Below are 19,312 nucleotides of genomic sequence, written 5' to 3'. Positions count from 1 at the left end.
AACATAAACTTACCACGCCGGTGTAAGCCCGCGCTTAATTCATTTATATTTAGAAAACCAACAACAAATTCAATACTAGCATGAACACGTCCGTCACACCGATTCTCCGGATTTTCGATTACGCCAAGACCAAAGAATTTTACGTTGACTTTCTGGGCTTTACCATTGACTGGGAACACCGTTTTGAAGAAAATATGCCGGTGTACCTGTCCGTTTCCTCCGGCCCCGTCACGCTGCACCTCTCGGAACACCATGGCGATGGTTCGCCCGGTGCCCGCGTCCGGATACACACCCCGACGTGGAGCAGCTTCAGGCGCAGTTACTGGCTAAAAAATACAAATACATGAGGCCCGGACTGGAAGAAACGCCCTGGAATACCGTGGAGATGACGGTTGTCGATCCGTTCAACAACCGTCTGACGTACTGGCGGGAAAAGTAAACCGGATCAGCGCCGCCGCGTCGAACGCTTCACGGGCCGGGCCGCCTTGCCGCCCGGCAGCCACAGGCCACCGCTGAGCGTCACGCCGCGAACGTGGGCGTATTCCCGGCGGCCCGGCCCCAGCCAGGTATCCTGAAAACGCAGCTCGGCGTAGAGCGGCAGTTTGGTCTGCCGCCACAGGTAGCCCACACCCAGCGCCAGTCCCAGCCGAACGCGGTCGGAGCCCTGCCAGGCGTAGTTGTAACGGACGAAATCGTCATCATCGTCCCGGTAAGCCCCGTACATCCACACTTCGGCCATCGGCCCCGCCAGCAGATAAGCTCCCTGCCGCAATGAATTCACGTAATACTTGAAGGTAACGGGTATCTCCAGGCTGGTGGTATAGCCTGAATAAATCCGGCGGCTGACGTACTTGCCGCGCGGATTGACGTAAACGACGTGTTCGCTCCGCCAGCCGCGGGTCGTGAAGGCCAGTTCGGGTTGCAGCGCCCAGTGACGGGTCAGCGGAAACTCCACGGGAACGGCCAGCGTGAAGCCCGGACGATAGGGCTCGGGGTCGTAGTCGCGGGGGTAGTAGAGGCTCGAAAACGTAAGGCCTGCCCGGAGACCCACGCGGGCCGACTGGGCCTGAGAAGAGAACGTGACGCCGAGCGCCAGCAGACAGAATAGAAGCTTTTTCATAACGGTTACGGAGAATAATTGCCTGATTAACGGACAAAAGTAAGCCTTCTGTATGAAGGAATGAAAAGCGCCAGCGCCTCCCGAGCACCGGCCGGAAGGTCTGGTCTTTAAACAATGCTATGAATCAGTCGGTTAGTATTTGGCTCTTTAATTATACTCAACAATGAAAAAAACCGTGCTTCACGGCCTGTTGACGGCCTTTCTTCTGTTTAATTTTTTTGAGGCAACTTCCCAGAGTACCACCGCTTCGGTGAAAACGGGCGCGTCTTCGGCCAGCCTGCCCGCTCCTTTCGCGACCAAATCCGTAGCCCGATTCAGCAATGTCATTGGCTGGTCGAACAACAAAACACCGAAAGCGCCGGAAGGTTTTGTCGTCACCGAATTTGCCCGCGACCTGCGCAACCCCCGCTGGATTTATGTCGCCCCGAACGGCGATATTTTTGTTTCGGAGGCGAATACGGAGCCGAAAGGAACGAAAAAAGTGGCGGCGGTCGCGTCCGGCAAAGCCAAATCGCAGGAGCTGGGAAAAAGTGCCAACCGCATCACCCTGTTCCGGGATACCAACCGCGACGGCAAGCCGGACGTCCGCCAGACGTTTCTGGAAGGCCTCAACCAGCCGTTCGGCATGCTCGTCCTGAACAACAGTTTTTACGTGGCCAATACCGACGGTCTGCTGCGGTTTCCGTACAAAGCCGGACAGACGAAAATGACGGTTCCCGGCAAAAAAATCGTCAATCTCCCGGCGGGCGGCTACAACAACCACTGGACGCGGAACCTGCTGGCGAGTCCGGACGGCAGGAAGATTTACATTTCGGTCGGGTCGGGCAGTAACGTAGGCGAAAACGGCATGCAATACGAGGTGCGCCGGGCCGCTATTCTGGAAGTCAATCCCGACGGCACAGGTGAACGCATCTACGCCGACGGGCTGCGCAACCCGGTCGGCATGGACTGGCTGCCGGGCACGCGCACGCTCTACACGGCCGTCAACGAGCGGGACGAACTGGGCGACGAACTGGTGCCGGATTACCTCACCAGCGTCCGGCAAGGCGGTTTCTACGGCTGGCCTTACGCCTATTTCGGGAAGACGGAAGACCCGCGCCGCAAAGGCGAGCGGCCCGATCTGGTCAAAAAGAGCCTTGCCCCGGACGTGGCACTGGGCGCGCACACGGCCTCGCTCGGACTGGCGTTCTACGACCAGAAGGCATTTCCGGCGCGCTACCGGAACGGCGCGTTCATCGGCCAGCACGGCTCCTGGAACCGGTCGCAGCTGTCGGGATATAAGGTGGTATTTGTGCCGTTTTCGAACGGGAAACCGGGTAAGCCGGAGGATTTCCTGACCGGCTTCATCGCCGATCTGGAAAAACGGGAAGTCTATGGCCGCCCGGTCGGCGTAGCCGTGCTGCCGGATGGCTCTATGCTGGTGGCGGATGACGCCGGCAACCGGATCTGGCGAGTTGCGAAGAAATGAATAGTTAAGAATTAAAAGTTAAAAGTAAGGCTCCGCTCGTTCAGGATTCTAACGAAGCGGAGCCTTACTTTTAACTTTTAATTCTTAACTCTTAATTCATAACTTCTTGCGGTTTCGGTTCGTCTTCGTACATCGACGTATCGACCGCTTTGAAGCGGGACATAAAGGAGTACATGGCCGGGATGACGTACAGCGTCAGGATCAGCGAGAACATGATGCCGCCGACGATCACGATCCCGAGCGGCATCCGGCTTTTCGAGGCGGCCCCCAGCGCCAGCGCAATCGGCAGGGCCCCGAAGGCTGTCACGAGGCTGGTCATCAGAATCGGGCGCAGACGCATGGCCGACGCTTCGATGGCGGCTTCTACCTTGCCCAGGCCCTCTTTCCGCTTTTCGTTCGCGAATTCCACGATCAGGATTCCGTTTTTCGTCACCAGACCAATCAGCATGATGATGCCGATCTGGGAGAAAATGTTCAGCGTCTGGTTGAACATCCAGAGCGAAAGCACCGCCCCGGCGATAGCCAGCGGCACGGTAATCATGATGATGAACGGGTCCGTAAAGCTTTCAAACTGGGCCGCCAGAATAAGGTAAATCAGCACCAGCGCCAGCACGAATGCGAAAAGCGTGTTCGACGAGCTTTCGGCAAAGTCGCGGGACGCCCCGGACAGAGCCGTCTGGAAAGTCGGGTCGAGGGTCCGCTGGGCGATGGCGCGCATGGCCTCCACCCCGTCGCCGATGGTCTTACCCGGTGCCAGACCGGCCGACACCGTTGCCGACTTGAAGCGATTGTAGTGGTACACCTGCGGCGGGCTCGACACTTCCTGGAACTGCACGAGGTTGTCCAGCTGCACCAGTTCGCCCCGGTTGTTGCGGACGTAGAACGCCTGCAAATCCACCGGTTCGTCGCGGTTTTCGCGGTCCACCTGACCAATGACCTGGTACTGCTTCCCGTTCATGAGGAAGTACGCCAGACGACGGTTGCTGAGTGCCAGCTGGAGCGTCTGGGCCACGTCCTGCACCGACACGCCAAGGTTGGTCGCCCTTTCCCGGTCGATGGAGATGTTCAGCTCCGGTTTGTTGAATTTGAGATCCACGTCCACGCCCTGAAAAGTGGGGTCTTTCTGGGCTTCTTCCAGAAACTTCGGCAGGTGTTCGCGCAGTTTCTCGAAATTCAGGTTCTGAATCACGAACTGCACCGGCTGGCCACCGCCCCGGCCCACCTGAATCGTCTGCTCCTGAACGGGCAGCATCCGGGCGTCGGGGAAGCGTTTCAGATTTTTGTTCAGGTAATCGACAATGTCCTGCTGGCTGCGCTGCCGCTCATTGGGCTCGGTCAGGTTCAGGAACACAAAGCCCGAGTTCACCGCGCCCGCGCCCGAGAAGCCCGGTGCCACGACGCTGAAGGTCAGCTTGGTTTCCGGAATCGAGTCCAGCACAAACTGGGTCACGCGCTCGGTCAGGTTGGTCATGGCCTCGTAGCTGGTTCCTTCCGGTGCCGTGATCGGAATCCGAATCCGTCCGCGGTCTTCCAGCGGGGCCAGCTCCGATTTCAGCGTAGAGCCAAGTCCCAGAATCAGGGCCAGACAGGCCGCAATCATGGCAAAGGCCCAGCGCCGCTTTTTCATAAATCCGGTCAGCGACGAGCGGTACGATTCGTCCAGTCGCCGGAAGAACGGCTCGGTCTTTTTATAAAACCACGAGTCCTTGCCGTGTCCTTTGGTCGTCAGTTTCACGCTCAGAACGGGCGTCAGCGTCAGGGATACGAACGCCGAAATCAGCACGGCGCCCGCCACGACAATACCAAACTCCCGGAACAGGCGTCCGACGAAACCTTCGAGGAAGATAATCGGCAGAAACACGACCGCCAGGGTAATGGACGTGGCGATAACGGCGAAGAAAATCTCGTTGGAACCTTCCTTGGCCGCCTTTTTCGGGTCCATGCCTTCTTCAATCTTCTTGAAGATGTTTTCAGTCACCACAATCCCGTCGTCCACCACCAGACCGGTTGCCAGCACGATACCCAGCAGCGTCAGCACGTTGATACTGAAGTCGGCCACGTACATGATGAAGAACGCCCCGATCAGCGACACCGGAATGTCGATCAGCGGTCGGAAGGCAATCAGCCAGTCGCGGAAAAACAGGTAGATCACCAGCACGACGAGCACAAACGAAATCAGCAGCGTTTCGCCCACCTCCTCGATGGCCCGCCGGACGGTTTCGCTTCGGTCGGTGCCCACGTCCATGACAATGTCGGCGGGCAGTTCGCGCTTGATGTCTGCCAGACGCTTATAAAATTCGTCGGCAATATCGACGTAGTTGGCTCCCGGCTGCGGAATCAGCACCAGAATCACCCCCGCGGCATTGTTCTGCCGGGAGGCCGTTTCTTCGTTTTCCGGTCCCAGTGTGGCGTACCCGACATCCTTGAAGCGGATGATCTGGTCGTTGGTCTGCCGGATGATGAGGTTGTTGAAATCCTCCTCCGTGCGCAGACGGCCCACGGCCTTTACGGTCAGTTCGGTGTTGTTTCCGTAAATTTTCCCGCCCGGCAGTTCGACGTTCTGCCGGTTGAGGGCATCCTGCACATCCTGCGTCGTGAGCGTGTAGGCCGACAGCTTCAGCGGGTCGATCCACAGGCGCATGGCGTAGCGCTTGAGTCCGTAGATGGTCACCTGGCTGACGCCGGGAATGGTCTGCAAACGCTCCTGCAGGACGTTTTCGGCATAGTCCGACAGCTGCATGGGGTCGCGCGTCGTACTTTGCACCGGAAGAAAGATAATCGGATCGGAGTTGGCGTCGGCTTTGGAAACGACCGGCGGGGCGTCGATGTCGAGGGGCAAATGCCGCTGCGCCTGTGCCACCTTGTCCCGAACGTCGTTGGCCGCCCGTTCGAGGTCGGCACCCAGATCGAATTCCACCGTGATCGTACTGGCCCCGAGGGCGCTGTTCGACGAGATGGTCCGGATGCCCTCGATGCTGTTGAGCGACTTCTCGATGGGTTCCGTAATCTGCGATTCAATAATATCCGGGTTCGCACCGGTATAGTTGGTCCGAACCGAGATGATCGGCGGGTCGATGGCCGGGTATTCCCGAACCCCCAGAAAAGTGTACCCAATGGCCCCGAACAGCACAATGACAATGGACATTACCATGGCCATGACGGGGCGCTTCAAACTAAGGGATGGCAGACTCATACTGTTGCAGTTATGAGTTATGAGTTATGAATTATGAGTTATGAACAGAAACAACCACCCGGCGCAACAATTCATAACTCATAACTCATAACTCATAACTGAATTTATCTCATGCTTACATTCGCTCCCGACGCGCCAGCGGCTGGTTTTTTGCCGGGTAATCCTTCCACTTTGGCAATCTTCACGGGCGAATCCGGGCGCAGAAAGTTCAGACCAGTTGTGATAACGGTATCGCCCTGCTCCAGCCCGGATGTGATTTCAACCGTGCTGGCCGAGCGGATTCCCGTCGTTACGTCGCGGAAAACCGCTTTCCCTTTGTTGATGATGGCCACCTGTTTGCCGCGCGTCTGCGGAATGACCGCCTGCGTCGGCACCACCAGGGCCCGATCGGTATTGATAATCAGATTGACTTTCGCAAACATGCCGGGCCGCAGGGTTGCTCCGGGGTTGGTGGCCCGGGCCCGGATGCGCAGATTCCGGGTCTCCTCCTCAACGCCGGGGTCGATGGCGTAGACGTTTCCTTTGAAATTCTGCCGTACACCGTCCACCGTAAAGTCCACCACGCTGCCTACTTTGACCGAAGCGCCGTATTTCTCGGGAATCGAAAAGTCCAGTTTGAGCGAGCTGACCTGCTGAAGTCGGGCGATGAGCGTACTCGGGGAAACATAAGCGCCGGGGCTGACGTTCCGCAGACCGATCACGCCGGTAAACGGAGCCCGGATTTCGGTCCGGCGAATCTGCGCCTTGACGAGTTCAATGTCCGCCAGGGCACTTTTGAGGTTCGTCGTCACGATGTCATATTCCTGCTGGCTGATGCCGCCGCGCTGAAGCAGCTGGCGGTTCCGTTCTTCGGTCCGGCGGGCGTTTTCCTCCTGAACATAAAGCTTCTGGAGCTGGGCGCGCAGGTCCGCATCGTACAGCTTGATCAGCAGGGCCCCTTTCTGGACAGACCGCCCTTCCTGAATATTCAACGTAACAATCCGTCCGGCCACTTCCGGATAAATATCAACCTGTTCGGAAGCCAGCAGGGAGCCGCTGGCCACCACCTGTTCCTGAATGCTGGTCGGTGCCACGATAAAGCCGCTGACGGCCGCCGTCTGTCCGGCCCCGGGTCCGCCCAGGCCGCCGCGACCGGCCGCACCTTTGCCACCCCCTCCTGCCTGGCCGCCGGGACCACCGGCGCCGGGTGCGGGTTTCAGGATTTTGTTATACACAATAATGCCGCCCACGACGACAACCAGTAAACCAATAGCAATCCACCTTTTCACGGGATATCCTACTAAGTAAAGATTAACGGACGCTTCGTGCGCCCGGATTGGAATAGGCAAAGGTTGTACTCCTACTGCCAATTATCCAATTTTTCAACCATCAAGATAGCCATAATGTTCGCTTTCCGCTCCCCGAATCGACGGATACCGGGATTTGGTCGATGAATATCGACAAAGGCCCAACCTTCCGAAACGACAAAGCGGCAAAGCGGGACTTTCCGTCCTCCGCTTTGCCGCCTGGCACTTCTCTGACTTTCGACCCGTCAGGGCTTCTTATTTTTTCAAAACTTTCAGCGTCTTCAGCACGTGCGCATCGTTGGAAATACTCAGTAAGTAGACGCCCGCCTGGAGGTTCAGCGACTGAACGGGAATGCGGATGGTCTGCCCGGAAATCTGAACGTCGCCGCGCGCAATGACGAAGCGGTTGCCCTGCAAAGAGGCCAGCGAAAGCTGCACCGACTGCGGATCGAACAGGGTCGGAATGGTCAGCGTCACGTGGTCTTCCACCGGGTTGGGATACAGCGACCAGCTCGCCTGTACCGGCTCCGAAGCCAGTCGCCCGGTGAGTCCGCAGGCGAAGTTGACCATCACGGAATCAACGAGTTGCTGCGAATTGGCGAAGCGGACCACCACCGAACGCGCGCCCTCTTTACGCAGCGCCTGCGGAATTTCCCAGTCAAATCCGTGCAGACCGTTGTCCATCAGGCGCGTGGCCAGATCGGGGCGGTTCAGGTTGGCGACGGTGGTTCCGGCCAGTTTGCCGTCAAGATAAATGTCCACCGAAACGGCGGTATAGCTCTGGTTCAGGTCCGCGGCCCAGCCCCGGATTCGCTGGCAGTCCACGCTTTCGACCTTTCCTTCCGGCCAGCCGTACACGCTCACCTGCGGCGCCGGTTCCGGGCTGGGCATGGGGTCGGCGTTCGGCGAGGGCGTGGGCGTCATGTCGCAGAGGTAAGTTGCCGTCGGTTTGGTGAGCGGGGTCATGCCGCCGGAAAAACGGGCTTCCACCGCGTGATTGCCGGGCGTCTGAAAGCTCTGCGGAATAACGAAGGAAAAGCCGTACCGGCCGTTTCCGCCGATGCGGGTGCCGATGTCGGTGCGCAGGGCGCTGGCTTCCAGCGTTCCGGCCAGCTGGCCGTCAATAAAAATCCAGACCCAGACCGGGCTGGTCAGGTCGTTGCGGTTGGCCGCCCATCCCCACACCCGGCCGCAGTCGGCGCCTTCGAGCTCCCCTTCCAGACGGGTGGTTTGCTGGGCGGGATTCGTCGTGTTCGTCACCGGCGAGGGCTCCAGAAGCGGAGGTACCGGAGCCGTAGTGGTAGTGCCGCAGCGGGTTGTAAAGTTAAAAGTCGAGAGTACCCCGGCCTGCCGTACCCGCAGCGTCAGCGTGACGCCCAGGCGAACGGAAGCGGGCAGAATGAAATTCGGCGACGTCTTCCAGGTACCCAGCCCTTCGATCATGTATTCCTTCAGCTCGGTGCCCCCTCCAGTGGTGTTGATGGTCAGTCCGCCGGTCTCGCAGTCGTAGGTCGGGGCGGTCACCACCAGCGGCGTTTGCGGCTGCGGATTCGGATTCGGGTTGGTTTCCGGCGTCGGAGTCGTTGCCGGGCTGGTCGAGGAATTGAACGGAACGGGCAGCGGCAGGTACGGCACCGAACGGGCGAAGAAAGCGTCCGTCAGGGCATCGGCCCACAGCCGGGCCGCCTTCATCTGGCCGCTCAGGGCCAGGTGGATGTTGTCGTAGCGGTCCGTGCGGTCCAGACCCGCATCGTAGTCCGGCCCGGCAAAGCAATGCGGCGTTGCAATCATCCGCTCCTGCACCCGGCGAATGTGAAACTGCGGGTTGGTCGACAGGTACGGCGTAGCCCGGTTGACCACGCAGGCCAGCTGGCCAAAACCAAGGTCGGTCCGCGCCTGATTTACCCACGTTTTATAGTTGTTCAGCAGAATGTCTTCGGCCTTCTGCGGCGTATCGTTTTGTCCCTGGTCGGAGAGAATGGCCCGGACGCCTGTCTGTTTGATATACGTCAGCAGCGCGTTTTTCAGGTTAACGTACGGCATGCCGATGGATGCGTTCACGAAACCGTGCTCAAACGGCTGGCCCTGCGACGAAAGCGCCCAGTGTTCGAGGCTCGTTCCGCCGAAAGCGGCGTTAAAAATAAGAACGGGCACGTTCAGACGGCGGGCCAGATTGTCGCCGAACTGGCCCCAGAAATAAGCATTGTATCCAAAAGGAGCCGCCGCGACGCCGGTGCCGTAATGCGCGAAGCCGGGCGTCGGCAGAAATTCGGGTTTTGCCGTGCGGTCGTACTGGTCTTTGCGGGCCGGGTCGTTCAGCGGAATGGCGCTGACGCGGTCGTCTTCGGCTCCGGCAATGGTGTTGGGATCGCCCTGCGCGACGGAATGGCCACAGATAACGAACACTTCACCGGCCCCGACCCGCTCCACGAGCGAAGAAGTCAGGATGCCCGAACCGGCCACGGCCCGCACTTCGAGGTCGTACCAGCCGCCGGTCATGGTGAGCTGGCCTTTGAAGGTGCCATTGACGGGACTCATATCGATTACCGTCCAGTTGACGGCCGTACCGATGCCGCTGACGCGCGGGATTAGACGGGCTTCGATCCGGGTTGCATTTGCCGGACATGACCCTTTGATGGGAAGAACCGCCTGGTTGGCGTTGTTACGTTGATAGACGGCGCGTTGGACAGGGCTTTGCACCACCACCTGAGCCATCAGCCAGGTTGGTAAGCATAACAATGCCCCTAACAGGTAGGAGTATTTGTTTTTCATAACGGGTTACGGTGAGCAATTACCAGACAAAAAGCAAATATGAAGCCAAAGACGTCTACCGTCCCATTAATTCGCTTTAATGTGTTGATGGGAACCGCGGGACGGGCATAAAGCAAAAAAGTCGCCGTCCGTAGACAAGCGACTCTATATTAAAAAGTTATAATATGAAATCAATTCTGCTTTGGCACGGAAAGTTGGGCGTTTCCGCCGCTGCGACGCAGCTTTTTCGCGCAGATTACCGCCTTACCTTCCGCAAATCCGCTTGTAATCGCAGAATTCGCAGACTTTCTTGTCCTCGGTGCGCGTAAAAGGCTTTTCCGGATCAAACAGTTCCGCGATTTTCTGCCGCAGCAGCGCCTCGGTCTGCGCCACGTAATCGGCCGCTGTGCCCAGGCTCACGGTATTGCGGATGAATCCCTCGGGCAGGTTGCGGAACGAATAAAACCCGGCTTCAACGGCCGTATCGGGTCCGGCGGTCCAGCCGTTGAACGTCAGCACTCCCTCCTGCACCAGTTTTTTGTAAACGAGGTATTCGTAGAGCCACAACTGCCGCGTTTTATCGAATTCGCTGTTGTTCAGGAGGTCGTCCGTCCCACCGGTTTTGACCTGTTTTTTGTCCACCTTCCCGGTCTTGTAGTCGGCCACGCGGATGATGGCCCTGCCGTTCTTGGTCAGCTTCTCCACCCGGTCGATTTTCCCGGCGATGCGCACCCGAATCACGCCCTGGGCCGTCGGGACGTCCAGAATCGTGTCCCATTCCTGTTCGGTCTGAAGCACCTCCAGACTGCCGTTGTAGTCGGTTTCCTGTTTCCGGTGAAAATCGAGCAGCAGTTTTTCGGCGATATTGTACAGCAGAAAATTCATACCGGCGTCGCGTTCCCGTTTGCCAAACAGGACGGTGTACTGTTCTTCCAGCACCTTCCGGATCACCGCTTCATCGACCGGCTCGCCTTTCATCCGGTAGTCCACATCCAGGTGTTCGAGCACGGCATGCACCCAGGTCCCGAACTCATCGGCGCCGAGCTGTTCTTCCACCTCGTCATCTTCCTTGACCTGGATGACGCGGCTGAAATAATACCGCAGGGAACAGCTCACGAAGTAGTTCAGATGGGTCGGATAAAGCCCGCCGCGCACCCGGATTTTGCCGTTTTTCTCCTCAACCCGCGCTTCGAGCATGCTGCGCAATTCGGCCAGCACACTGTCGCTTTTGGGAATCACCAGGTTGTCGGCTTCGACCGTCGGGAGGGGTTCGGGAACGGGCAATGGTGCGGGCTCCGGACTCCCAAACCGAACGATGGGATAGCTGATTGTCAGGCTGTTACTCGCCTTTTGCTTCAGTTCATGTTCAATTTGCCGGATAAAGCGGCTGGGCTCGCCCTTGCTGGTTCCGTAGGCGTCGGGAGAGGTCACGTACAGCAGCACCACTTCCCTGGCCCGCTGCAGCAACCGGTAAAAGTGGTAGGCCATCACCGACTCCTGATCCTGATAAGTCGGCAGTCCCACTTCCACGCAGGCATCGAACGGAATGAGCGAATTGAGGTGCCGCGACTGTGGCAGCACGCCTTCGTTGACCGACAGAATGATGAGCCGGTCGAAGTCCAGCGCCCGCGTTTCGAGCATCCCCATCACTTGGAGGGCGCTGGCTCCTTCGCTTTCGAACGGGATGCTGGTTTGCCGGATCAGCTCGTACAGAAACTGCTTGAAACTCCGGATGTCGATGAGTTCGCGGCGGTCGTCGCGTTCGAGCGTCGTTTCGAGCTGGTGCAGCAGATTCTGGAACAGAAACAGGTATTCTGTTTCGATGGCGTCCGGCTGGTTGGCGTACACCTGACTCAGCAGGTCGATGAGTTTGTAAAACTGATGGACGATGTCGAGCGGCTTTTCGGGTCGCCAGCGCCGGAACAGCACCCCAAAAAGCTCAGTGTTTTCGCCCATTTCGATCAGGTCCGTTTCGCTCAGGTAAACCCGGTTTTCGGTCCTGATCTTGTGCATCACCCGCCGAAGCAGCGTGGGCGTTTCGGGGTCCTTTTCGGGCAGAAACGCCTGTTCGTACTGCCGGATGAACGGGTGGCTGAGAACCTTCGTGACGTGCCGGTGGTTGAATTTGGGCACCCGCACCACTTCACCTTCCTTCGTGCGAAACTCGGCGATGGTCCGCTGCATTTCAAACAGGGCGTCGATGAGCGTAAACAGCATCGAGTTCCGCAGCGACAGGCCCATCGTGACGTTTAGTTCGCTGACCGACTCACCCAGGGAGTACAGCACCGGGAGCAGCAGCGTTTCGTCGCCGAGGACCAGCGCCGTCTGGGTAGTATCGTCGGGCGCTTTCTCCCGGTTCCATTCTTCGTACAGGTGCCCGGCTACTTTGGCCTGCATGCTGGCGTTGGGCACGCCGATGATGCTCATGTGTTTGGGCGCCGTCAGGGCTTCCTCCTCCCAGTTCCACGGACCGCTCCAGGCTTCTTCCTTGTAGCGGCGCAGGAGTCGCCCGGCTTCCTGGCGGCGGGATTTCATGTAGTATGCATCCGAATCCCAGAGCATTTCGGCCTTCTGCGCCTTGACGAGCGTTCTGACCACGTCCTCCTCCGACCGGCTGAGTGCGTTGAATCCCACGAAATACAGCTTTTCGTAGGCCGGATTATCGCGCACGAAGCCCTCGATGTTGTCGGCCAGCATGCGGTAGGCCATGCCCCGGTACGCCATGCCCTTGGCCTCCAGCCGTTCCCGAAGCGTGAAGTAGGCCGCCTGGAGGTTGTCGAAAAGCTTGAAGTATTTTTTGGTTCCGGCCGTTTCGACATTTGGCATTTTGCCCGCCGGGAGGTCGAGCCGCCAGCGTTCGATGGCTTTGGCCGCCGAGAGGTAGCTGAACAGCTCGGACGGATTGATGCGGTACTGGTCGATGCGGTCGAGGTCGTTGAGCAGGATGGTCGCCCAGTTCATAAACCGCCCGAATTCGAGCGCTTCGTCCAGTTCGCGGAAAACTTCGTAAAGTTCAAAGAGCAGGCTGACCGGATCGATGAGCTGCACCCCGGCGGCCTGCATGATGAAATCGTCGACGGCCAGGGCGTGCGGCGACAGAAACGGCTGGTCGGACTGCCGGGCCAGTTCCTGCTGGAAGGTTGTCACGGCGCGGCGGGTCGGCAGGATGACCCAGACGTTGTCCATCCGGGTGCCGTGTTTTTCAAAAATATATTGGGCGGATCGTTGAAGAAATGACTGCATCAAAGCAAATGCGGGAACGCTAAGGTTATTGCAAAATACGCAAAGATTTACTCGTTCCTGACTTTATTTTCCGGAAAGCAAGCCAGCACGGCCTTCAATGAAACCGGTCGGCCCGCACTTCCAGGTTCCGCATGATGTCGGCTTCGGCTTCGAGCAGTTCTTTCCAGCGGGCCCAGACCTGTTCTTTGGGCAGGTATTCTTCGGCGAGTTCGATGAAATTGCGATAATGTCCGGCTTCCGAAATCATCAGCTCCCGGTAAAATTTACGCAGACTTTCGTCGGCAATGTTCTCCGAAAGCAGCTTGAACCGCTCGGCGCTGCGAGCTTCGATGAGGGCGTTGAGCAGGAGTTTTTCCATCAGCTGCTCGTTGCGGTCGGGCGACTTCCGCAGGACCTGCTGAAGCTGGTTCACGTACTCGTCTTTGCGCTGTCGCCCCAGCGGAATACCCCGTTTGCGCAGTTCTTTCAGCACCCGCTGAAAATGCCCCCACTCCTCGGCCACCACGGGTGTCAGCACCTCCACCAGCTTTTCGTGTTCGGGATACTGCACGATCAGCGAAATGCAGGACGAAGCCGCTTTCTGCTCACAGAAGGCGTGGTCGATCAGAATGTCGCCGAGGTTCATTTCGGCAATATTGACCCAGCGCGGGTCGGAAGGAAGTTCAAGTCCGAGCGTAGTTATAGACATGTTCGGCGCTGTTTTTCAGGGCTATACAATCAATTTTTCACCGTTCCAGCGGTAAGGAGAAGTTCCGGCCTGGTGGTAGCCGCCCAGCCAGCGTTCCGCCGGTGCATGCGGCTTGCGGCCCGTGGCAATGTCGGCTCCTTCGGGCGTCAGTTCGACCTGATGGTCCGTGCGGCGCAGCAGGTGCGGACTCATGCCGCGGATGTACTGCATAACTCCCACGTCGCCCATTCCGAACAGATGGTCCTGGTGCAGAAAACGCCGCACCAGTTCGGATTCCGGCATCGGCCCTTCCAGCACGATGGTCAGCAACTGCGTTTCGATCAGGTTCAGCCCGTTGCCGACAAACGGAAACCGCTGGAGGTGCGCCCGCAGCGCTTCGGGCAGATACGGCAGGTTGCCAAACGTCGCTTCGGCCGCCAGAAACTTCGGAATCGCCAGCGGGTCCGGTCCGGCGTAGGCAAACCAGGCGCGGGAAGCCAGGGCCAGATCGGCGTCCGTCAGCGTCCGGCGCTGGGCGTACAGGGTTCGAAACTGCCCGCCGTTCAGCTGGCCGATGCCTTTGAAGGCCGGATCGGGACGGAACTCGTCAACGTGGATGATGGACAGTTTTATGCCTCCCCGATCAATCCGTTCCAGCCGCATGAGCAGGAAAATGAGGTTGATCTGGCAGAACAGGTCGTGTTCGAACCACAGCACCACTTCGTCGTAGCGGGTCAGGTGCTGCAGCCGGTCGAATTCGCGGACCACCTGCTGGTCGTACGAGGCGGCTTCCGGCCCGCCGATGTAGTGGCGGCGGATATCCCAGAATTCGGTCATGCCCGCATCGGCCCGTACGGGTCCTTCAGACAGCATTTCGCGCCAGACCAGCACGTCGTCACCGGCAAAACCGGCTTCCTGAAACGGCCGCAGCGAAGCGTCACCGTTGAGAATGTGGAGAGTCATAATTTGTCCGTTTTTGTTTCTCCGGTTCGTCCCACGGAATAATTCACCGATAACCCACGATATAACCAACGGAATAGCCCACGGAATAGTCCACGGCTTCAGCCGTGGGTGGGTGGGGTAGGTAACCCAGGTTATTTTATCCGTCTCGCGGCGGAAACAAACCGTTTAAACGGTTTCGGGCGGGGCCATTTCGGGTTCCGCGTTCCACGCCACGGGGTCCCACGGTTGAAACCGTGGGCTATGCGTGCGTTGATTGGAACGAAACCGGTTTTGTCGGCAACGTATTTTTAAATCTTCCTTTTAATCAAACAGCAGCCAGTGCACGCCAAACCCAAACGCCCGCCGCATGGTGTGGAAATACGGGGCCGTAAAATCGCCGACGTTGACGAAGCCCTGGGCCACGTGCGAGAATTTTACAAACAGCCGAACCCGATTGATGCGGGCGTTCACAAACACATCGCCCACCAGGTACGGAGGCAGTTCAAAGCGGTTTTGCAGAAAATACTGCTGCGTCAGCGGCATGTACCAGTCGGCAAAATACGACGACTTGTAATGCACATCCACGCCCGCCTGCAGGAACAGCCGCTTGGCGTACAGAAAATCCTGCTGAAGACGCAGATTGGCAAAAAGGCGGGGAATCCGGATCACATCGTCCCGCGAAACCACCGTGTAATACCCCTGCCCCACTATAGCAAACTTCCCGGCCGTGAACCGCAGTCCCAACCCGGTTCGCAGGATGCTGAATGCCCCGCTGAGCTGCCGTGGCCGCGCCAGCGTGTCGAAATAAATGTAGTTCGTCAGCAGGTAATAATCCAGACCCGGCTGTAAAACCAGTTTATTCACCCGCAGATTGATCTGCCCGTAGGCGTGCTGGGTGCCGCGCAGGCCCAGATTCGGGTTGTTCCAGCGCATGACGTTGCTGACAAAACGCTCCTGAAGCAGGGTCGGAGAAGCAAAAACGCTTTCATAACCGGCCGTAATCAGTTTCGTTTCCAGTTGGCCCTTCAACCGGAAATCCCGGGCGACGGAGTATTCGGCCTCGACCGTCACCCGGCTCAGGCTGTCGGGGAAATAATAACCGAGCCAGCCGCCGATGAAGTTTTCAAAACGGTTTTGCCGGTACGTGCTGTCCTGCAGCCGGTTCAGGTTAAACTGTCCGTTCAGCCGCATCACCCGGGGCCGTATCCACGCCCGGTAGTTGAACCCCTTCAGACGTCCCCGCGTCGCCGTTCCTTTGATGCCAAACTGGTTTTCGACGAGCAGAAACCGGGTATCCTGCCGGATGGCCGAACTGTCGAACGGCGTCTGGCCGACAAGCAAATCGCCCGGAAGGCGGTAAAAATTGAACACTGTATCCGTAAGGGTGGTCCTGAACGTCTCGGCCTCGTCGCGGTACTGGTAATGCTGGCCCTGCACATCAATCGTGTGGTAGGCCTGGAATCCCGGCGCGACCACATACTGCTGGTAGAGGTGCAGGTCGTTGCGCTTTTCGGACGAGTTGACGCCCGCGGGCAGAATGGAAGGCCCGTCGTAGATGTCCCGCAGCGAATCAAACCGGGCCTCCGCCAGACCGCCCTGTTCGACAAGCCGGTGGTTGAGGTTGCTGTAATGCGCCAGCAGCGTGTATTTCTTGTCTTTTGAGCGATAATTTCCGTGGAAAACAAAAGCCCAGTTTTCGGCCAGCCGCTGGTTGCGGTTAGACGCCGCGTTCTGCCCAAACTGCACATCGGACGTAAACCGCTGGATGTTAAAACCCAGATTCAGACGCGGATTGAGGTTCTGGGTGAACTCGAACCGCAGGATGTTCTGGTCGCGTCCGCCCGCCACATAATACATGTTTGTGAAGGGCGATTTGGTGTCGAAATACCGGATTTGCTGCGTCTGGTAGGCATACGGACCAAAGGCGTTCAGTCCCGGACGCGTCCCGACCACCGGCGTTTCGTAGAAAACCGGGCGGAGCGGCGTTCCGAGGTTGCCCAGATCGACCAGCAGGTTTTCGCTCGCCTGCACAAAACTGTAGCGGTGCGTGCCTTCGATCGTGGTATCGACGGTGTACAGTTTCTGGCGGTCGTAGAGCAGGTCGCTTTCCAGAAAAAACCGGGTCGTGCGCGGCCCGTAGATCATCTTGGTGGAATCGTCGATGACCGCCCCCCCGGACCCGCGACCGGCACCGGGGCCACCCGAGCGCCCTCCAAAGCCGCCCGAACCGCCGCCCAGACCGCCCGGCAATCGCGTAGGAAATTGGGCCTGTACGGCCTGGCTGCAACTTATCAGAATCAGTAGAATGCGTAGGATTCGAAACATCAGCGCAAAAATAAGGAAAAAGCCCGGTGCCCGCTTGTCTGGCGGCAAAGCGGACGGCCTTGTCCGCGGGCTTTTAAGAATTCTTAACGAATGGTCGCCGCAGGAGTTGTAAAAATTCTGCTTCGCGGTTCAGAAACTGCACTTCGATGGGCAGGTAAAAAAACCGCGACAGGTCGGCCCCGCTCTCCTCCAGCAGCGGGGCCAGCTTCACAAAATCCTTCTCCGTCGTCAGATACAGCCCCTCCGCCGTATCCAGTTTTTTAAGGTCTTTCGGCGCGAACCGGTAATGGTCCGGAAAGTCCAGATGCTCGCGGAAAGTATCGGCATAGTCTTTCTTTAGATAATCGACCAGCGGCCTGGGGAACGCAATTCCGGTCAGCAAAGTAAATGGCGTATCGGCCGGCGTTTGCCGGGGCGTTCCTCCGAAAACCACCGGCTGCCCGTACTGGATTCCGGCGAAAAAAACGGGCACTTCCGGACGAAGGTAGGGCGCCAGTTCCAGCCGGATTTGTTGCTGCTCGGCTTCCCGGAGCAAATCCGGGCATTTGGTCACCACCACGGCATCGGCCCGGCGGGCTCCGTGTCGCCGCTCCCGCAGCCGCCCGCCCGGAAACGGGTAATCCCTGAAAAACAATCGGTTATAATCGGTCAGCAGAAGCGTGAGGTCGGCCTGTACGGGGCGGTGCTGGTAGGCATCGTCCAGCACAATCGCCCGCAGATCCGGTCGGGCGTCCAGCAGTCGGGGAATGGCTTCGGCGCGTTTTTCGCCCACGGCCACCGTGACCGCCGGGCCATGTTTGCGGTAAAGCAGCAGCGGTTCGTCGCCTACGGTATCGGCTGTATCGGCGGGAGTGGCCAGCCGGAAGCCTGTGGTCCGGCGACCGTACCCCCGGCTCAGCGTGGCGGCGGGACCATAGGATTGAATTTGGTGCAGGATGTAGTCCACCATCGGCGTCTTTCCGGTTCCGCCCACGGTCAGATTACCTACGCTGACAGTCGGGATGGGTGGCCGGTAAACCCGACTGATCTGTTTGTCGTACAAGTAATTACGAAAATCCGTAATTCCGCCGTAGAGCCAGCTAAGCGGACGCAGCAGCCGGGTCAGCACAAAAATTTTAGGTAATAATTTGGTAACGTTCTGTTCATAGATGTTCCAAAATTACTAATTTTAGTTTGTCGTTAACCCCGTGACTGCAACTACCCATGAGCCTGAAGGCTGATTTCATCAAACACACGCTGAACTTCAAATTTGAGGCCGGAACGTCGCGGGGCGTACTGACGGAGAAGGAGACGTATTTCGTCCGGATCCGCAACCACGAAAGTCCGCTGGTGTACGGTCTCGGCGAATGCGGCCCGCTCAAAGGCCTGAGCATCGACGACCGTCCGGACTTTGAAGAGCAGCTCAGCGAGGTGTGTGAGTTGTTCAACAGCCTTGACCTCCAGCTTTTTACCTGGAACATCCCCATCATCCTTTCGCAGCTGATTTCCAACGAATTTCCGGCCATTCAGTTCGGTTTCGAAACGGCCATGTTCGATTACATCCACGGCGGGCGGCGGGTGATTGTGGAGAATGATTTTTCCAAAGGCAGCAAAACCATTCCCATCAACGGGCTGGTCTGGATGGGCAGCCGGGAGGCCATGCTGCGGCAACTGGAAGAAAAACTGGGCGGCGGCTACACGACCATCAAGCTGAAAATCGGCGCCATTGATTTCGAGCAGGAATGCGATCTGCTGGCCTACGTCCGCTCCCGTTTCTCGCCCGAGCAGGTGACGCTGCGGGTCGATGCCAACGGCGCGTTTCATCCCGAAGAAGCCGACGAAAAACTAGCCCGGCTGGCCGGTTTCGGCATTCATTCCATCGAACAGCCCATTCGCGCGGGCCAGCACGAACTGATGGCGGACCTCTGCCGCCGTTCACCCGTGCCCGTGGCGCTGGACGAAGACCTGATCGGCCACATGGAATACGTCGATAAATTCCGGCTGCTGAAAAAGATTCACCCGCAGTTTATTGTCCTCAAGCCCACGCTTCTGGGCGGGATGCGCCACTGCGACGAATGGATCGAAATTGCCAACCGGCTGGGCATCGGCTGGTGGATCACCTCCGCCCTCGAATCCAACATCGGCCTCAACGCCATTGCCCAGTACACGGCCGGCTTCAAGAATCCGTTGCCGCAGGGCCTCGGCACCGGCCAGCTCTATCACAACAACATCGACAGCCCGCTGACGATTGCCAACGGGTACCTACACTACGATTCGCAAAAAGACTGGAAACTCGGGACCGTGGCCGCGCGGACGGGTGTGCAGGTATAATCCAAAG

At 58.3% G+C, this 19,312-nt stretch carries 11 protein-coding genes and 1 pseudogene; 3 read left to right on the top strand and 9 right to left on the bottom strand.

The genetic code is table 11. The features are described from left to right. The first annotated feature begins 80 nt into the window (after positions 1–80). Positions 81–439: pseudogene (locus tag ORG26_RS18785) on the top strand (glyoxalase superfamily protein). A gap of 6 nt (positions 440–445) precedes the next feature. On the opposite strand, the gene ORG26_RS18775 reads toward ORG26_RS18785, so the two are convergent. Next, complete coding sequence (locus ORG26_RS18775; protein ID WP_266364500.1) at positions 446–1,120, bottom strand: porin family protein; 675 nt, start codon at positions 1,118–1,120, stop codon at positions 446–448. Between the two features lie 163 nt (positions 1,121–1,283). On the opposite strand from ORG26_RS18775, the gene ORG26_RS18770 reads away from it, so the two are divergent. Continuing rightward, positions 1,284–2,588 (top strand): PQQ-dependent sugar dehydrogenase, encoded by a 1,305-nt coding sequence (locus ORG26_RS18770; RefSeq protein ID WP_266364498.1) that lies wholly within the window; start codon positions 1,284–1,286, stop codon positions 2,586–2,588. 91 nt (positions 2,589–2,679) lie between these two features. Here the strand turns inward: ORG26_RS18770 and ORG26_RS18765 are convergent, their stop codons facing one another. The 8 genes from ORG26_RS18765 to lpxK all read right to left on the bottom strand — a co-directional run bounded on the left by ORG26_RS18765 (position 2,680) and on the right by lpxK (position 18,103). Continuing rightward, complete coding sequence (locus tag ORG26_RS18765) at positions 2,680–5,781, bottom strand: efflux RND transporter permease subunit (protein ID WP_266364496.1); 3,102 nt, start codon at positions 5,779–5,781, stop codon at positions 2,680–2,682. Between the two features lie 104 nt (positions 5,782–5,885). Next, positions 5,886–7,049, bottom strand: coding sequence for an efflux RND transporter periplasmic adaptor subunit (locus ORG26_RS18760; RefSeq protein ID WP_266364494.1), 1,164 nt, complete (start codon positions 7,047–7,049; stop codon positions 5,886–5,888). 273 nt (positions 7,050–7,322) lie between these two features. After that, positions 7,323–9,839: a T9SS type A sorting domain-containing protein gene (locus tag ORG26_RS18755; RefSeq protein ID WP_266364492.1), complete on the bottom strand. Its 2,517-nt coding sequence runs from the start codon at positions 9,837–9,839 to the stop codon at positions 7,323–7,325. Between the two features lie 243 nt (positions 9,840–10,082). Next, on the bottom strand, positions 10,083–13,061 hold the full coding sequence (locus ORG26_RS18750; RefSeq protein WP_266364491.1) for a PD-(D/E)XK nuclease family protein: 2,979 nt from the start codon (positions 13,059–13,061) through the stop codon (positions 10,083–10,085). A 94-nt stretch (positions 13,062–13,155) separates the two neighbouring features. Further along, on the bottom strand, positions 13,156–13,749 hold the full coding sequence (gene miaE / locus ORG26_RS18745; protein ID WP_266364489.1) for a MiaE family protein: 594 nt from the start codon (positions 13,747–13,749) through the stop codon (positions 13,156–13,158). A gap of 21 nt (positions 13,750–13,770) precedes the next feature. Continuing rightward, positions 13,771–14,691 carry a DUF1835 domain-containing protein gene (locus ORG26_RS18740; protein ID WP_266364487.1) on the bottom strand — a complete coding sequence of 307 codons (921 nt, stop codon included), beginning with the start codon at positions 14,689–14,691 and terminating at the stop codon, positions 13,771–13,773. Positions 14,692–14,991: 300 nt separating this feature from the next. Then, entirely contained in the window at positions 14,992–16,995 is a 2,004-nt protein-coding gene (locus ORG26_RS18735) for a putative porin (protein WP_266364485.1), read from the bottom strand. A gap of 73 nt (positions 16,996–17,068) precedes the next feature. Further along, complete coding sequence (gene lpxK / locus ORG26_RS18730) at positions 17,069–18,103, bottom strand: tetraacyldisaccharide 4'-kinase (RefSeq protein ID WP_266364483.1); 1,035 nt, start codon at positions 18,101–18,103, stop codon at positions 17,069–17,071. Between the two features lie 95 nt (positions 18,104–18,198). On the opposite strand from lpxK, the gene ORG26_RS18725 reads away from it, so the two are divergent. Further along, complete coding sequence (locus ORG26_RS18725) at positions 18,199–19,305, top strand: o-succinylbenzoate synthase (protein WP_266364481.1); 1,107 nt, start codon at positions 18,199–18,201, stop codon at positions 19,303–19,305. Positions 19,306–19,312: the final 7 nt, after the last annotated feature.

The sequence above is a fragment of the Tellurirhabdus rosea genome, from assembly GCF_026278345.1.
In the GTDB taxonomy this organism is placed as follows: domain Bacteria; phylum Bacteroidota; class Bacteroidia; order Cytophagales; family Spirosomataceae; genus Tellurirhabdus; species Tellurirhabdus rosea.
Note: the sequence above shows the minus strand (reverse complement) of the source record. Positions and strands in the feature narration are given on the sequence as shown.

What these genes read in the sequence shown, in the direction of transcription:
- ORG26_RS18775 (WP_266364500.1), bottom strand. Translation starts at nt 1,120, where the DNA reads ATGAAAAAGCTTCTATTCTGTCTGCTGGCGCTCGGCGTCACGTTCTCT.
- ORG26_RS18770 (WP_266364498.1), top strand. Translation starts at nt 1,284, where the DNA reads ATGAAAAAAACCGTGCTTCACGGCCTGTTGACGGCCTTTCTTCTGTTT.
- ORG26_RS18765 (WP_266364496.1), bottom strand. Translation starts at nt 5,781, where the DNA reads ATGAGTCTGCCATCCCTTAGTTTGAAGCGCCCCGTCATGGCCATGGTA.
- ORG26_RS18755 (WP_266364492.1), bottom strand. Translation starts at nt 9,839, where the DNA reads ATGAAAAACAAATACTCCTACCTGTTAGGGGCATTGTTATGCTTACCA.
- ORG26_RS18750 (WP_266364491.1), bottom strand. Translation starts at nt 13,061, where the DNA reads ATGCAGTCATTTCTTCAACGATCCGCCCAATATATTTTTGAAAAACAC.
- miaE (WP_266364489.1), bottom strand. Translation starts at nt 13,749, where the DNA reads ATGTCTATAACTACGCTCGGACTTGAACTTCCTTCCGACCCGCGCTGG.
- ORG26_RS18740 (WP_266364487.1), bottom strand. Translation starts at nt 14,691, where the DNA reads ATGACTCTCCACATTCTCAACGGTGACGCTTCGCTGCGGCCGTTTCAG.
- ORG26_RS18735 (WP_266364485.1), bottom strand. Translation starts at nt 16,995, where the DNA reads ATGTTTCGAATCCTACGCATTCTACTGATTCTGATAAGTTGCAGCCAG.
- ORG26_RS18725 (WP_266364481.1), top strand. Translation starts at nt 18,199, where the DNA reads ATGAGCCTGAAGGCTGATTTCATCAAACACACGCTGAACTTCAAATTT.